10 protein-coding genes are annotated in these 17,778 nt (G+C 43.2%); all 10 read right to left on the bottom strand.

Going from position 1 to position 17,778, the window contains the following annotated elements; all coding sequences use genetic code 11:
- Positions 1 to 22: 22 nt before the first annotated feature.
- The 10 genes from NQ510_RS04880 to NQ510_RS04835 all read right to left on the bottom strand — a co-directional run bounded on the left by NQ510_RS04880 (position 23) and on the right by NQ510_RS04835 (position 17,769).
- The gene (locus NQ510_RS04880) at positions 23 to 2,935 is read right to left on the bottom strand and encodes a GH116 family glycosyl hydrolase (RefSeq protein ID WP_008662228.1); all 2,913 of its coding nucleotides are present in this window, start codon (positions 2,933 to 2,935) and stop codon (positions 23 to 25) included.
- Between the two features lie 93 nt (positions 2,936 to 3,028).
- Positions 3,029 to 5,125 carry a hypothetical protein gene (locus NQ510_RS04875; RefSeq protein WP_005824527.1) on the bottom strand — a complete coding sequence of 699 codons (2,097 nt, stop codon included), beginning with the start codon at positions 5,123 to 5,125 and terminating at the stop codon, positions 3,029 to 3,031.
- Positions 5,126 to 5,147: 22 nt separating this feature from the next.
- The gene (locus NQ510_RS04870; protein WP_008662231.1) at positions 5,148 to 6,554 is read right to left on the bottom strand and encodes a DUF4185 domain-containing protein; all 1,407 of its coding nucleotides are present in this window, start codon (positions 6,552 to 6,554) and stop codon (positions 5,148 to 5,150) included.
- A gap of 94 nt (positions 6,555 to 6,648) precedes the next feature.
- Positions 6,649 to 7,062 (bottom strand): DUF4945 domain-containing protein, encoded by a 414-nt coding sequence (locus NQ510_RS04865; protein WP_225982630.1) that lies wholly within the window; start codon positions 7,060 to 7,062, stop codon positions 6,649 to 6,651.
- Positions 7,063 to 7,086: 24 nt separating this feature from the next.
- Positions 7,087 to 8,895 (bottom strand): RagB/SusD family nutrient uptake outer membrane protein, encoded by a 1,809-nt coding sequence (locus NQ510_RS04860; RefSeq protein WP_005824521.1) that lies wholly within the window; start codon positions 8,893 to 8,895, stop codon positions 7,087 to 7,089.
- 13 nt (positions 8,896 to 8,908) lie between these two features.
- Positions 8,909 to 12,127, bottom strand: a complete 3,219-nt coding sequence (locus NQ510_RS04855) for a SusC/RagA family TonB-linked outer membrane protein (protein WP_005824519.1) — start codon at positions 12,125 to 12,127, stop codon at positions 8,909 to 8,911.
- A 100-nt stretch (positions 12,128 to 12,227) separates the two neighbouring features.
- Positions 12,228 to 13,409: a glycoside hydrolase family 172 protein gene (locus tag NQ510_RS04850; protein WP_005824517.1), complete on the bottom strand. Its 1,182-nt coding sequence runs from the start codon at positions 13,407 to 13,409 to the stop codon at positions 12,228 to 12,230.
- 28 nt (positions 13,410 to 13,437) lie between these two features.
- Positions 13,438 to 15,078 (bottom strand): ribulokinase, encoded by a 1,641-nt coding sequence (locus NQ510_RS04845; protein WP_200998837.1) that lies wholly within the window; start codon positions 15,076 to 15,078, stop codon positions 13,438 to 13,440.
- Positions 15,079 to 15,089: 11 nt separating this feature from the next.
- Positions 15,090 to 16,520 (bottom strand): L-fucose:H+ symporter permease, encoded by a 1,431-nt coding sequence (gene fucP / locus NQ510_RS04840; RefSeq protein ID WP_005824680.1) that lies wholly within the window; start codon positions 16,518 to 16,520, stop codon positions 15,090 to 15,092.
- A gap of 25 nt (positions 16,521 to 16,545) precedes the next feature.
- A complete protein-coding gene (locus tag NQ510_RS04835; protein ID WP_005824682.1) occupies positions 16,546 to 17,769 on the bottom strand; it encodes a DUF6786 family protein in 1,224 nt (407 codons plus the stop codon).
- Between the last annotated feature and the right edge of the window lie 9 nt (positions 17,770 to 17,778).

The following is a 17,778-nucleotide window of genomic DNA, read 5'->3' as shown; positions in this document are numbered from 1 at the left end:
GTACATCCTATCCTAATTGACCTCAATCCACAATCTTGCCCGAAACATTATAGCGTTTCACATCAATGTTGCCATAAACCACATTCAACACAGGCTTTCCTGCTTTCCATTCAATGGTTCCGAAACCGGTATCAGTACTGATGAAACTTTTGAAATCACCAATCTTAGAATTGATGTACATGGTTTTGTCAACAGCATCATACCGCACTCCTGTAAGCCCCTGCAACATTCCATAGCTTGCCATGGCACGTGCATACCAATGCCCGCACTCTATCTCATTGAATGGGTTTCTTACTCTTCCATCATATCTCTCACGGCATTCACGGACAATATCCAAGCCCTTTTCCACCTCACCTTTCATCATCAAATGACTGGCAACCTGATATTCGATACCGGTCCAGACTTCATTGCTGTATACAAAAGGCAGTGACAGCATACCACCCTTCGGCCATGTGCAAAGCAATAATCCACCATCCTTACCACAAGCATACACCGGTCTTTGAGGATTGAAATGGTCTATCAAGTCATGTTTCAGATTGTATTTGTGTACGGCCACCAGATGGCTCCTGACCTTTTCATTGTCCAGCACTTCATCCAGTCCGCATACGGAAGCCATCCACATCCCTAAAATTCCATCGGACAGACAACCGGTACCGTATTGGTATTTTGGCCCTTCTTCCTTCAGCAATTTCAGGGCCTCTTCGGAATAACTTCCCCCGAAAGACATTACATCAACCGGATTGGGAGCCTGAAGCCCTTCCCACTGAATTTTCTGTATGAAATATTCTCCATCGAAGAGTGCAGTTTCCATGTATTTCTTGCCTTTTGACAGCAGGGCCGTATATTCCTTAACGGGTTGCTTCAGCTCCTTGCCCATCTCTATAAACGCAGTCAAAGCTCCCAAATAGAAACTTGTACACATGCCGTCCGGTCCCCAGAACTCGATGTCATAAGTATTGTGGTGCGGCTCTTCAAGATAGCCCTTATGCAAGGGGTCCCATGTACGGATGCAATAGTCAAGACTCTTTTTCACTGCCGGGAAAAGGTCTTTCATCCACTGTGTATCCCCACTGATACGCCATTCACGGTAAACTTTCATAATCCCACCCAACTGTCCGTCGGCAGCAGCATGGAAGTTGTGAGGCGGTGCCGAAATAGGCAAGTTGACTCTAAAATTCTGGTGTCCTTCCGTATTCTGGCTTACCCTGAATTCCGTTTCACGCAAGGTTCTTTCCAAAGACGGGAACAAATGGGGCAAAGCCTGTGCATAGTTCCACACATGCGTACAACTTCCGTGACAAGAGCCAAAAGAATCCTGACATCCTTCCCAAGCCCAAAATCTTCCATCCCATTGACGTAATACCGTAGGAGATTTCAATATAGTTAAATTAGCAGCAACAGCCTCCAGTACTTCTGCCGGCAAAGAGGAACTATAGAATGCATCACTGAACAGCCGGCTGTTCTTTTCCAGCATCGCCTGGTTTGCATCCCAATAGCCGATAACCTCATTCAAACTCTTGAAGCGCTCCGAGTACCAAGGTCTGTAGGTAGCTTCGACATCTCCTTCATCTGCCAGGAATTGTTTTTCTTCTTCAGAAGAATCCACAACCTGCCAATCTCCCCAACTGTTATTTTCAAAATCGGCAAGTAAGGTGGATGTAGAAGACAAGTTGTAAATATCTTCATTCCTATTGTCTGTCAACACAAACTGGTCGGCCAGAATATGTCCCCACGGGTAAACATCCAAATCAATGACTTTCACAAAAGCCTTCTTTCCTTGATAAGGTTTCAAATCCCATACGGTTTCACTCAGAGTCTCCGTCTGATTTCCGACCGCCGTCTCTACAATCTTTCCGTCTACTACAAGATTTACAGAAGTACGGTCAGCCTGACTGCCTCCACCTACCAGAAACTTCAGATATCTTTTCCCAATATTGAACTCAGGAGACTGAATAATACCCGTCAGTCCATCTCCACCCCTATCGAACGAGTTCAGCAACTGCTTGCCGACAAAGCCGCTCACAGGTTGCTGACCGGAAGCCGTTCCCTTGCAGGGCATTCCCGTAAATGCCTGTCCTACCTTTCTGGCACCACCGATAGAAAGGTTTGAATCGGGCAGATACCAGCAGAAGTTTACCTTGACTGTTTTTGTCTCTCCCGGCTGCAACGTCAGCGGAACATAAACAGATGCTCCCGGAGCAACACCCTTAACCGGCTGCTTATCAGCAATCCGCCCATAGCGAATATTATCCCAAACCACAGTCTGCGGATCGAACCAGGCACCACGGAACCAACAATGGTCTACAACAGCAGCAGCATTGTCCACATAAATAGCTAGCCCACTGTTGTTCTGATCGGATTCTAAAACAAACCCGTTCTTTACCCCTCGGATAGTACCCTGACCATCTATGAAATTTTTGGTATTATAAGAAAATACCGTCTCGATAGCCTTACCGGAAGTATTTGTAAATTGATATTCCAGTACTCCAACCGGCAAACTGGAATTGTCCGCATCCGTCGGAATGAAAGGACTCCAACCCGTAATCTTTGCAGCCAAAGGCATATCCTTGTCTTTCAAATCTACAGTTGCAAAAGGGAAACGTGCCTGGAATACCGCCTCTTCAAAGCGTGGAAGACCGTACGTCTTGTCTCCCCTACCTAAACCACTCTGTGCAGGACCAAATAACTTCCAAGTCGGAACCTGCCCTTCCAATACCTTTGCTCCGTTCTCAACCCCCTTTACATAAATCGCAGCAAAGGTATACGGCTCATTCATCACATCAGGATGGTGTCTGAGAGACACATGCGAAATGGCACCGGTTCCCTCCAAACAGAACATTCCGGCGCCGATTCCCCCTATAGGAAATGCAATCTTATCCAGATATTCCTTTTGATACTTACCGTTAAACTCCCGCCCTTCACTGTTCTGGGACATTGCTTTACCCGGAAACAGTATAGCCACATTAAATAGGGCCAATAAGGTTAAAGTTGATCTTACCATAGTTGAATTATTAATGTTAACGAATCATTATTCTATTTTTCCAAATTTATCAAGGATGCGGTTGTACGCTTCAGCCGCTGCTCCATTTCCCCAATCATAGATTGTAAACTCACCCATACCTTCACCTGCCGGATTTGTACGGCCGCCATGCCCGTAATTTTCCATCATGAATCCATAATCCTCTGAAGCAAAGAACGGATGAACTTTTTCCCATTGCTGTTTGGTTTGAGGATTTTCAGTACAATACATCATTACAAAAGATGCCTTAAGTGCAGCATATCCCCGTTCTATATACTCTGGCTTATCAAGAAGTTTTCCATATTGAATGATGAGTTCGGAAAAAAGACTTTCGCGTGAATCATTCCATTCACCATCGGCATTCAACACACCAAAACCACCCAATACATTTACATACATGTATGGCGGCTGCCACGATGCTTGGGTCATCAGCAATTCATCAAGTGTACGCTGTCCATAATCAAGATATTCTTTATTTGAGGTAAGACGATAGCACTCCAGTAAGGCTTCAGCTGTCCAGAACATTGAAAAATTATTCTGTTTATGCATATTGTTCCGCAAAACTTTTTTACCTACCAAGTTATCCGAACCGTAACGAGAACAAGACCAATAGGTTTCAAAGTCTTCCCACTTCCCAACCGGGATAATTTCATGGATAACTGCATTCATAGCTCTAAATGCTGTCCGTTTATACTCTTCCTTATGTGTAAGCTCATACAGTTTAAGTAAAAAAGTAACTGATAAAGATGTTTCAGGAGAAGCATTCAAATGGTTCATCGGCTGCATTGTCTTTAAGTCAAGCCAGCCAGGGAAAAAACCATTTTCATACTGTATTCCAAGTAAAGCCATCGCATAATCTTCTGCATAAGCCAAAAGACGGGCATCTTTTTCTAATTCATCATACCACCGAAGCATCAACAATGCTGTCCAACTCATATCAAGAATATGATACGGAGATTCTTTCGGATTCCAGGTATAAGGATTTCTGTTGGAATTTCCCCAATAATAGGTATTCCACCCCTTGCTCCGATTATACTTTTTACCATCAATCTCTACTTCATGCATTTCCGTACCGATAAGTCCATAGAAAAAACCATTCCTCTGCGGAAATGACAGAGCCAGTTCTTTTGTCAAATTTGCTTTTGCAAGAAGCTCCCTATTACCGGTTCTTCTTGCATATCGATATAATCCACTTGCAGAACGCAATGAACTGAACCATGCCTGATTCCAGATAGAACGAAATTCACGTTCATTAATCTCTCCCGGATAATTAGGACTTTGAGTAACATTCACAATGAATACGGGAGCACCCACTTTTTTCCCATCTAACTCAAATTGCTGCCACACATTTTCTGACCATGAATTAAAAGCCCAATTATAAGTATGTTTCACATACGTTTCTAGGTTTTCCTTCACCGGATTACCTTTCTCATATGCAGCATGCCCCCATCGACTCCACATAAATTCTAACGGCTTCTTAAAAGGATTCCGCAATACTTCCTTGCTATCAGAATACATCAAATAAAAGCCTATTTCAATATCTCCTTTTGGGTAAGTAGTTTCTTGATCACGCTCAAACAGAACGTGTTCGGATACATGGTTATTACACATTCCGAGAATAAGTGTATTAGAGGATGCGTCCATATCCATATACCATCGTACAGGAGTCCCCTTCTGCATAATATCCAAATCGGGGATAAGAATAAGAGTTTGATGATCGTCTGCTACGATAAGGGCAGGAGAACGGAATACATGTTGATCGATGACATTTCTATCAGTAGGAGTAAGATGTGGCGCCCAATGGAATGAAGGTAAAAAATCCGGCTTTACCGCTATACGCCAATCACCTTGTTGAACAGAGTTTTTAAGCGAAAAAGAAAGGTTTATGTACAAAGTGTTGTTATCTATCACTTTCACATGGCTTTTTCCTCTCTCAATTCCTAATAAATCATACTGTATAATATCAATAGCTTTACTAAAATTCTTCGGAAAAACACCCTTATTCAACTCAATTCTCTCTTGTGCATCCCAATGCTCTTGAGCAAAGATGCCTATGTTGGACATTATCATCCAAACAAAAGTTATAATTAATGTGCGTGTGTTCATGATATTATATTTATCAATATAATTAAAACTCTCCCATATCAGCCAATTCAGCCTTCATTAAAAAAACATTATAAGGCATCCACATTGACATCGTAAAATATAAATTATCACCAGTTACCGACAACGGATGAATGTAAGAACCATACAATTGGGCATACTCTCTACCATTAGCAAGCTCATAGGGTTCACTCCATGGGCCAGTTATGTCTTCTGCCGTACGCATAGTTATATTATATCTATCTGCATTGAAATAAGCAATTATCCATTTCTTATGTGTCTCGTTATATATAAAAGAAAGTTCACCAACCTTATCTTCTATTAATACTGTTGCCTCATTTTCATTGCCTTTTATCCATTGATTAGTAGAAGCATTCCAATATTCATAAGCTGTCTTATTCTCAATATCTGTTTCATGAAATCGTGCTAATTTAGCATTGCTATCCCTCCCCGTTTGAGTACCTATCATATAAACATATCCATCTTTCTTAAAGTACCCTACCTGACCAAAAAAACTATAAGATGAGAAGGTTATATCTTTACATTTAGCCCATGTCAAACCATTATCAGCCGACTTATATATTCCCGAATAATTTGTAATCCATCCCGTCCAATTTCTCATATTAAAATAATGCACATAATCTATTCCATTAGCACGAATAGCAGCTGTTGGGATAGAAGTCCAATCACCATTACCTGACGAATCTTTTCCCCCATATACTATCTCGCGGGCATACCCTTTATCATCAGTAGCCATATTGCTGAATGACAATCCATCTTCTAAATCATTATCCTCCGAGAAAGCCAGCACATTACTACGCCAACTCCCTCCGTTAGGTCCAGGATTAGCCAGATTAGGCTTAAAGTCATACCCAAAAGTATCACCAAAGAAAATTCCATATTTTCCGGGCTGCATCTCCCAAATAATGCCAAGATCTGTTCCTCCTACATTCCATTTTGTCGCAGTATTATTAGGGTTTGGGAAGTTTTCTCCGTCCATAGAACTACCAGTTACACGAGCAGTACGACTGACGCTTCGGATAAAGAATCCCCAACGGTTATCCACATTCAAAGAAAGGTCATTCGATTTGTTTCCATCTTTATAAACTGCTACCAATATCAATCTAAAATTCTGGGGATCCGTCTTCTGAACCACATAATTAAATACATAATCTGCAGTTAACTCATTTCTATCTATTTTGACTGAATAACTATTTCCTCCACTTTTTCGAACCATCAGATAATCTATGGCATCTATATTCTTAAAATTCAGAATCGTTGAAACAACCTTCGTGTCTTTATTTGGAATCAGAAAAGTTTTCGCAGAGATAATCTCATCAACTGGTATAAAAGGCTCATTTTCCTCTTTATCCGAACAAGAAAACAACAAGAATATAGAGAAAGAAAGAACCATAAATAGAATATTTTTCATAACGTCTGTTTTAAGTCAGTTTACTGTATCTATAGATGCAGTACACGGGAAGCATAGAAATACCGGACTGCATCTATGATACAGCAAACTTTAATTATTGAATGTCAATTACCTGACCTTCGGAGTATATTCTGCTGGATATTCCGGTTTCTACAACTTCGTCTGTCAAGTTTCCTACCAATTTTACAACGAATCTGTACCTTTTATTCGCATCGATTGCAATGCCTTCGGCAAATGTCCCTTCATTACCAATGGTTATCACATCTCTATAGATGTCATTCTCCACTTTCTGAATACTTACTTCAAGAGGCCTCAAAAACTCATCAGGTATATTATCTGGAATTTGCCATGTCAACTTCACTGTATTCCCTTGTACTGAATAATCAAGGTTTTCCACTTTAGGCAAAATATAATGTGTTCCTTTACTGCCTACAACATCTCTGTCGTAACAACCAGTAAACAATAAACAAGTAAATATTACCATGCATATTCTTACTATATTTTTCATAATCATAATTCTAAAAGTTTAATATTAATATCCCGGATTTTGTGTATAATTACCTTTTGCCCACTTCATCTGAGCCTGTGATATGGGGAAGAATTCATCTCTACCAGCAGTAAAGCGTGCTATATTCATCCAGTCAAATCTATTTCTTTCCACTGCAAAATAAGCATTCATCGTTTTCTCCAGAGTTCCCCAACGCTGCAAGTCGAAGAAACGGCGTCCTTCACAAGCTAGTTCAAGACGGTTTTCCCATTCCATGGCCTTCCATGCAAATTCTTTGGTCCATGTACAATTCACACCAGGTTTATACAACTCACATTTGTAGTTCAGAATATAGCTTCCATCCGCAGTTTTCAGATTCTCAAGACTATTGGCGGCACGCTGACGAATTTTATTAATCAAAGGCAAAGCTTCATCTTGTCTGTCCAATTGAATTAGGACTTCTGCTTTCCATAGTATCACTTCATCATATCTGATTAATCTCTTGTTCATAGAGTTAAACTGCCAACCATCGTACAGCAAACAGTCACAATTAGGATGCGGTAATTCCTTCACAGATTTCAAATAACCATACTCAACACCATTACGAATACCACGAGCCTCAAAAATCAAATAAGGGTCATACTTCCAAGGCTGTCCGGGTGCACATATCGTATGACTGAAACGAGGGTCGAAAGTGTAGCGGTCGAAGAAAGCCTTATTACCGGCATCTACAAGTGTAATATCATCCGAACCATCGGCTTTCTTTATGTAATCACCATAGCAATCATCATTATAGGTATCAAACAACGGTAATCCATTTTCACCAGTCTTGAAAGCATTACCCATTGTATAGCTTGCATGATGGAAACCACAACACTGAAAACCTCCCCAATTCCACGGATGATTCAGTCCTTCACTTCTATTGATTTTACCCCCAGTAGAACTATTATCATTGATAGAATACTGAATCTCCCAAATGGATTCTTTCGTATTGTTATCAGACTCAATCATGAAATTCTCACCAAAATTGCTACATAAGTCCAAAGCTTTACCTTCTTGTTCCGTCAACTTGTTCAGATAAATCAAAGCTTCATTCAGCCGTTCTTTGTTTACATTAATCACCTGATGTCTCTCATCTTGCTCATAAGCCATAAACATCAATGTCCTTGCAACCATTGCCGTTGCCGCATTCTTAGTGATTCTTCCTTTATCTATCTGTACTTCCGGAAGGTATGACTCTGCATCCTTGAAATCCTTGAGGATTCTCTCCCACAAATACTGGTCATTCGGATAGTTCTTGTCCCTATTCGGTACAGCTTCAAAATCGGCAGAAGTACCCGTTATGGTTTCATCCATGTAAGGCATATATTTGAAAAACTCCTTCAGTCTGAAATGAGTAAATCCGCGAAGAAACAGCATTTCACCCATTCGACTATTCTTCACTGGAAAATCGTCTTCGGAAATGGGCTGCATTTTTTGGATTGCAGTATTGCATCTCTGGATAACCTGATAAGAAACATACCAAGGGAAATCAATAGGCCAGCCGTTAGGAGTCAAATTCACAAAGGTTTCCATATATCCCCATCCGTCGCCGCCGTCCCAGACACCGCCACCGCCTTTATAAGAGTCGTCAGAACGAAGAGAACCCGACCACCAAGGTGAGAATGGTGAATCCCAAGACGGAATATCTGTCATTCTTGCATAAGCAGCTGTTACAAAACCTTCCATATCACTTGGCTTGACAAGCAGGTTCTCATCCAAAACCTGCTTCGGATTTACTTGTAGGAAGTCCTCACATCCGGTCATACCGAATGCTGCGGTTAAGATTAATAATGATGATATAAACTTTTTCATTGTGTTTTTCTAATTAAAATGTAACATTAAGCCCGAAAGTCATTGTAAACGGGGTCAAATATCCATAGCCGGACATTTCCGGATCAAAACTTGTAAATTGGTCACCTCCCCAGAATTTCTTCAAGGTAAAGACGTTTCTTGCAGAAGCGTATACTCTCAGATTCTTCATCATCATCTTATTGGTGACTTTAGCAGGAAAAGTATAACCCAATTCTATATTTCTCAACTTCAAGTAAGAACCGTCTTCTATATAATAAGTAGACATTCTCTGTTCATTATTGGTCATCACATTTGTCATAGCCGGAATATCCGAATCTGGATTGTCGAACGACCAGGCATCCAATAATCTGGTCGGATGATTTTTTCCGACAGGAACGGAACCTGATATATGCCAGAAATCACTCTGACGTTTCCAATCATTACTTACCTGATTGCCGAATACACCTTGGAAGAACATATTCAAATCAAAATTACGATACCTGAAATCGAAAGTGATTCCTCCAAAGAAATCCGGATCGGCTGTACCGATATATGTCCTGTCGGTCAATTCATCCACGCGACCATCACCATCCAAATCCTTATAACGAATTCGGCCAACAGCTTTTCCGGGTTGTTCGGCATGGTTATCCACTTCTTCTTGTGTCTTGAAAATTCCATCAGCCACAAGACCATAAAACACATTGGGAGACCTACCGATCACGAAATCACGAACGCCATCTCCCGGATATTTATTAATCACGTTTTCAGGAAGTTCCGTCAATTTTGTCTTGTAAGTACCTACATTTGCAGAAATAGTATATTGGAATTCGGCGCTTGGGTCACTTCTAAAGCTAACTTCAAATTCAAGACCTCGATTGTTCATACTTGCACCATTGATCCAAGGTTCTCCCCCCTCTCCCATTACGGCGATATAAGGAGTCTGCACAAGAACATCCTTTGTTTTCTTGAAATAGTAGCCTAAAGAGCCCGTAAGACGTTGGTCGAAAAATCCGAAGTCAACAGCCAAATCCGTCTGCGTAGTAGTTTCCCACTTCAAGTCAGGATTACCAAGCCAGGTCCTGCTATAACCGGAATACAAGGGACCGCTCTCATTACCCTGAATGGGATAAGATGTTCCAAAATAATCTGTCGTAAACGGAGTGGTAGTATACCCTCTCGGAAGGCCTTGCACACTTCCGTTCGCTCCCCAGCTGGCACGCAACTTAAGGTCGGACAAGAAGTCAAAATCTTCCATAAAAGCTTCATCCTTGATTCTCCAACCGGCGGAGAAAGCGGGAAAAGTAGCATAGCGGTTATTTTCACCGAATAAAGAAGAACCGTCACGGCGAACAGTAGCGGACAACAAGTACTTTCCGTTATAAACATAATTGGCCTTGCCGAACAAAGAGAAATAAGTATACTCATCTGCCGAACTACCTAAGTTATATTTCTCTCCGGTAGTTACACCAATATGTGCAAAATCTCTATCTTCCAGATAAATGCCTTCCCTTCTTGCAGAAAACCCTTCTTGAACGAATCTGGTTGCTTCAGTACCCAATACAACATCCAAATTGTGTTTACCGGTACTCAATGTATATGACAAAGTGTTAGTCCATACATAGCTCAACGGATGTGATTGATAACTGCCCACATAATTTTCTCCATCACTGTTTCTTCCTCCTGTTTCCGACCAAACGCCATCAACAGCACGATTATAAGCATTGCCATAATCAAGGCCAAACTGGGTTCTTGCCGAAATACCTTTCCAAATATTCAAATCAAGGAAAATATTGCCGATAATCTTCACATAATTATTGATGTTATCCTTATTCATTTTCAATAATCGAACGGGATTGGTAAAATCATCAAAACCCGGAGCACCAGCCCATCCTCCATTTTCATCATATACAGGAGAAGCGGGAGGATTAATCATTGCCCACCATGTTTCACTTTGGTCTCTATACTGCAAATAAGACACAGCTAGATTTTCGCCAACTTTCAAACGATTTTTTATCAAACTATATTCTGTATTGGCACGTACCGAATATTGTCTGAAGAATGTATGTATCTGTGTACCTTCATTGTTGAAATAACCCAATGAAAACAAACTTTTGGATTTCTCAGAACCATTGGAAATAGTCAACTGATGATTATGGGAAACAGCGGTCTGAAAAACTTCTCCCATCCAATCTGTATCACTCCCTCTTACAGTTTGGTCTGCATTAAGGAATTCCGCTACTTTAACCCCGTCCAGCACGGCCATTCCATTATCACCTCGATGCCATGTATAATCATAAGCCGAAGGCAAGGAAATAGAAGTACCATATACTCTTTCATCATAAGCTTGAGCTTGGAATGCCGCTCTACCATATTGCTCGGCATTCATTAAAGCAGGTTTGTTCAATACTGTATTTATGGAAACACTACCGTTATACTCAATGCTTGTCTTACCTGCCTGACCTTTTTTCGTCTGGATCAAAATAACACCACCGGAAGCCCTTGCACCATAAATAGAGGCAGACGCAGCATCTTTCAACACTTGAATAGATTCAATATCACCAGCATTTATATCACGAAGATTCAAATTCTCAGTAGGCATACCGTCCAAAACTATTAAAGGCTTAACTCCTCCCGAAAGAGAAGACAATCCACGAATCTGCACCGTAGCTCCTTCAGCAGGATTACCACCGTTTGTAGTAATATGCACACCGGCCATCTTTCCTTGCAATGACTTCATGGCATTGGCAGAAGCATTCTTCTTTAAATCACTCGCACTTGCCATTGCAACGGAACCTGTCAAATCAGCTTTCTTCTGTGTCATATAACCGGTGTATACCACAACTTCTGACAACATTGTAGCATCACTCTTCATGACAACATTCAAAAGACTCAAGCCTTTAACCGAATATTCTTCTGTTTTTTGACCAATATATGAAAAAACCAATACCGCTTTATCAGAAGGTATTTTTATAGAGTATTTTCCATCAATATCAGTCGTGGTACCGATAGTAGTTCCTTTAACAACGACATTCACTCCAATAAGAGGTTCATTGGTTCCTTCTTCCAAAACCGTTCCTTGTATTATCCTCTCTTGTTGAATCATGTTAGAAGTATCTATGCCATATCCAGATGCTTGAATAAATTCTTTTGTCTCCGATCCGGCCACAGAAAGAGGTAGAATATCTTCTGCATAAGCTGCCAATGATAGCATTGATACCAATGCTACGAAACCATTTCTTTTGAAATATTTCATAATATAAATAAAAAGGTTAATAACTATTCATCTACCGTGCAGTACAATTCATCTTACCAGAAATTGTACTGCACAGCTTCTATATCTTAAACTCTCATTCTTACCATCTTGGTATTTCGAGTTCGTCCTTGTTCGGAAGACTTGGGAATCTTGCATGCGGCTCGGTCTGGTACCAGAAGGTGGTCGAGGAGATGTCCGACTTCTGGTTGTTGTAGCGTCCGTCGTGGCGCCATCCCAGGTCCTGTATGGTTACCTTCAGGTCCTTGTCGAATCGCACCGGGTCTAGTATGTGCCAGCGGTATAGCCCGAAAGCTGTCACCGCACGGTACAGCCCGTCGGGACGGATCACCTGGTGCATGCCGGCGTAAGGGGTGGTGAACTCCTGGTACCGGCGCGTCTTCTGGTTCTCGAAATTGTACGAGCCGCAGAAGTAGTCCTCGGCCCCTGTCCCGCAGATGGTCGGGTATTCCTTGTCGCCGTCCATGTAGAACTTGATCTCGCCTTCCCCCCACCAGCAGTTGTCGTTCACGCGCCATGCCATGTATGTGCCCACGTACTGTCCCTTGCCCTTCACTCCGTCGATTAATGTGTGCAGCGACCCTTGGGTCGGGTTGGAGCGGCGGAACTGCGCGTGGAAGTAGGCCTCGTCCTCGGGAACTTCCGTCAGGGTGTAGTTGACCTGGTAGTACAGGCGCATCTCCTCGGCGGTGTTGATGTTTTCCAGCGTGATACGGGCTTTCTTGCGGAAAGGCATCTTCCAGTAGCAGTTGAAGGCGCTGCCCGGATTCACGCAGACGGCCAGTGAGGAGAGCTGTGCATATTCATTGTATGCGCTGCAGAAGAAGTCACCCACCGGACATTCGACGGAAGGCTCCTTCTCGTCGTCCCAGTACATTCTCAGGATGGAGAAGCGCCAGTTCCCGGTCGGTGTCATCCAGATCTGCTGGATGGCTCCCGGACCCTCGATCTCCGCAATCGTGATTGTCTCTCCCGGTTTCACGATGATGAAGGGGTTTACCTTCCAACCCTTGCCTAGGTCTTTGGCCGCATGGTGGGCGTTGGCCACATTCCGCTGGTCCTTGTCCCTGACCGGGTCGGCCATGCCGCCCTTGCCCTTCTCACCCGTGAAGTTCTCGGGACTGATGGAACGTGTCTTCGCATCGGACAGTCTTGACAGGTTGCCCATGTTCATGTCCAGACCGTTGAACGGGTAGTTGCTTTGGGCGTAAGCACCCACGGTGACCATGCATAAGGCCGCCAAAATTAATGATTTGATTCTCATGTTTTAAATAGATTAATGGTTTGTATACTTAGTTAATGGTTTCAGCAAGTTTTGCCAGTTCAAGATATTTCTTGTATATTTTTTCGTAGATGAGGGTTCTTTTCTCATCCGGCCGGTATTCAGCCTCGATGTCCGACCCCATGTGCCTTGTCGCCTCGTTGATATCCTTGTACACCCCTGCGGCAACTGCCGCGAACATTGCCGCTCCCAAGGCACAGGTCTGTTCCGAGCGTACCACACGGATGGGCATGTCCAGCACGTCCGCCAGCGTCTGCATCACGAAGGGCGCCTTCTTGCTGATACCTCCGATGGCATTGACCGAATCAATGCGCAGCCCCTGGCCCTTCATATGCTCCACAATACGGCGGGAACCGAAGGCGGTGGCTTCCACCAGCGCACGGAATATTTCCGGGGCGCTGGTACCCAGCGTGAGTCCCGCAACGGCACCCTTCACGTTCTGGTCCGCATCGGGGGTACGGCGGCCGTTCATCCAGTCCAGGGCGACAACACCGTCCTCGGAGGGTTCCATGTCCTGGGCCTCACGGGTGAGTTCCACCAGCATGCCGTCCAGAACTTTCTGCCTGGCCTCCCCTCCGGGGATATCTTTCAGTGTCCATGCCAGCATCTTCCTGAACCAGGCGTAGATGTCTCCGAAAGCCGACTGTCCGGCTTCGAAACCGATGAATCCCGGAAGCACCGAACCGTCCACCTGGCCGCAGATTCCCTTGATACAGCGTCCGCCTACCTCGTCTTTGCCGGCAACCATGATGTCGCAGGTGGATGTTCCCATGATACGTGTCAGTATCCCCGGGGCGACGGATGCGCCTACGGCTCCCATATGGGCGTCCAGCGCCCCCACGGCCACGGCGATTCCTTGGGGAAGTCCAAGCCTGTCTGCCCACTCGGGTGTCAGTTCCCCTGCCTTGGTGTCGCTGGTGTGGGTTTCTGTGAACAGATGGGGGAGCATTTCCTTCAAGGCCGGATTAAGTTCTTCGAGAACTTCGCCGGAAGGAAGACCCCAACTGGCATGCCACATTGCTTTATGTCCAGCAGCACAACGGCTACGAAAGATCTGTTCCGGAATAGTGTTACCAGTTACTAATCCGGTCATCCAATCACAATGTTCTACCCAAGCATAAGCAGCATCCTTTATAGCGACGTTTGTGTTGATAATATGTAAAACCTTTGACCATACCCATTCTGATGAATAAGTACCACCTTCATAAAGTAAATAATCAAGGTTACGTTTATTGATCAGTGCATTGATTTGCTCAGCTTCTCGAACAGCTGTATGATCTTTCCAAAGAATAAACATAGCATCCGGTTCTTCTGCAAACTCGGGACATAAAGCTAATGGCATTCCTGCCTTATCGGTTAAAGCAGGAGTACTACCAGTTGTGTCAAAACATAATCCACAAATAGAAGCAATCTCTTCTTCCTTCAAATCTGATAAGGCTATATGTACAGCCTCTATCATGGATTCAATATAATCCAATGGATGTTGGCGATAACGATTGTTGTGTGCATCGCAGTAAAGCCCCGCTTTCCAACGGGGGTAAAAACTTACCCCCGTAGCCATTTCACGGCCAGTATATGTATCCACTACCAGTGCACGACAAGAATCCGTACCAAAATCAAGACCAATAACGTATTTCTTGTTTGATTCCATACTCTAAAGCATTATTTGGTTGTTAACTCTTGTTTTCTTGCAATGAAAAGCCCATAATAGGCAATCACTGCAAAAGCAACGGCCGGTACAACATATGCAGCCATAATACTACCCGTCTGGTCGGAGACAATACCCTGAATTTGGGTCAGAACGGCAGCACCGGCAATAGCCATTACCATGAATGAACCTCCAATCTTAGTGTCATCCCCCAAACCTGTAAGACCAAAACCATAAATGGTCGGGAACATCAATGACATACAACCAGAAATGCCCATCAGGCAATAGACGCCGAAACTGCCCTTGCCGAACATGGCACCCAAACAACACATTACAGCAAGAAGCGCAAGTCCTATCAAGAGTTTATAAGCTTTCACATATTTCATCATGGCAGTACATACGAATCTCATTACTACAAAGAGAATAAGTGACATGATATAGTAAGTAGCTGCAGCCTGTTCTGCCGTACGTGGCAGCAAATCATTCAATCCAAGCCATTCACAACAATTATAGAATGCGGCAGCTACCGGTTCCACTCCCCGTAATGCATTTACAACAGCATCTGCAGAAGCAGAATCTCCTAAAGAAGCCAATACACCGTCAAAATTCAGCTGTACCATAGCATAACGGATCACGAATGACCATACGGCTATCTGTGCACCAATATTGAAAAATTGTGCTATTACACCCCATACATAATTCTTATTCTTTATAAGACGACGAAGAGTGGCACCAAACTCTATTTTTTCACCTTTTTCACTAAGATTAGGCATTTTGGTAAGCCGAATAGCAAGTAAGAGCACCAACATCACCAGACCAAGTACCACATAAGCAGTAGTAACAGCATTCAATTCCTGCCCCTGGATGGCGGCCAGCTCCTCAGCCGGAAGTTGGGCACGCTCTGTCGCTGTCATTCCATTCAGTTGTGAGAGGATGAAAATCTGACTGATCACCACTCCCGTAATCGCTCCGAACGGATTGAAGGCCTGAGACAGATTCAAACGGCGTGTCGCGGTACTTTCAGGACCGATTGCCAATACATAAGAATTAGTAGACGTCTCCAGAACTGAAAGTCCGGCAAAGAGAACAAAGATTGCCAGCAGATACATAAAGAAGCTGAAATCAACATTCACTCCCGAGCTAAGCATGGCAGGATAGAACAGTAAAGCCCCAAATGCATATAGACCAAGCCCCAGCATCACGCCTGATTTATAAGTGTATTTCTTGATAAACAAGGCACCGGGAACAGCACAACATCCATATCCCAACAAATAGCACACTACCTGTATCCAAGCTGTTTTTGAATCACTCATACTCATGATGCGCTTGAAAGCTGCAAGCATAGTATCTGTCAGATTATTCGGCACAGCCCAGGCAAAGAAAAGAGTAGTGAGCAGAATGAATGGGAAGAGGATTCCTTTCGGTATTATTTTATTTGATTCCATACGAATTCTCCATTATATAGTTACCCTATTGAAACTTTGTTTTTATTACATTCAAATCTGCTCCAAATAAATCTTGCACGATAGGAACCAATTGTTCATCCTTACCTTGTACATGAATCACCTTTTGCGTATGGACCAATGAGGCACCGGGAGCCAGCTCCGCACCAGGAGAAGACGTTTCAATTTCATAGAAAGGTCCCATTATAGAACCGTCTTCTACCGGACCGTCATTATAAGAGTTGATTACATCGCCGGCAAACGGATCTTCCTGAGGTCCCCATTGGCCATTTACGTAGACTGAAGGAGTTTCGGGAAGACTACACCACAGGATTGTGAGTACGCCTTTCGATGAATCATAACTTCCGCAAATATCCGTTGCCCGTGAAGCCGGCAATCCCAGCTTGGAACGATAGAGCCCGTCAATCTTGAAATAGATAATACCATTTTCCTTTATCAGCCTATCCGCCGGTATCTTACCGAAATATTCATCATTCACAATTGTTCCTTCCGCATCTTGCTTATAAGGAATGAATACAGTAGTGGTCGGTGTAGGATTAAAACAGCCGAGCATCCACACAGATACAAGACCACCCTCTTTTGTCCATGCCTTGTCACCTGTATTGGTAATCTTATTCTCACTCTTGTAAGCTACAATTTTCATATCATTTGTAAGCTGGATATTAAAATCGGCAGCCACTTCACCAGCATCCATCAACGATACAGTACGGTCAATATTCATATCAAAAGTAGTACCGGAAGCATTTGTCAAACGAGTATCTTTCACAAAACGGATACTACTGTTGTCTTGCGACTTTATGTCAAAAGCTTCAGTATCAAGTACCGGAGGAACTATCCAATTATCATAAACCTGCTCTTGTCCTTCCTTAAAATAAAGTGAGAACGGACCACCTTCCGGACCAAGCCAGAAGCGTTCCTCACCTCCTACCGGATTAAATTGAGAACTGACTTTGCCTTCATTTATGAAACGATAATTAATCCAGCCGTAACTATCACCTTCATCGCCGGAAGCAGAAGTAGTCATTACACGGCCTTGCCATGCAGGAATAACCATCACTTTAGAATTCCCATCAGCAGATACCAATTCAGTATATTCAATGCCGTGGTCCTTTAAGAACTGGGCATCATAAGCATAACTTCCCATCTTGATTTCTTTTTGTCCGCCGCATGATACAAGTATTGCAGTTGCACCTACCAGCAGAGTGTTTTTCAGTTTGGTTGATTTCAACATAACGCCTGT

This window comes from Bacteroides uniformis (assembly GCF_025147485.1).
GTDB lineage: Bacteria > Bacteroidota > Bacteroidia > Bacteroidales > Bacteroidaceae > Bacteroides > Bacteroides uniformis.
The sequence above is the reverse complement of the archived record's forward strand: the minus strand, read 5'-3'. Positions and strand labels throughout refer to the sequence as shown.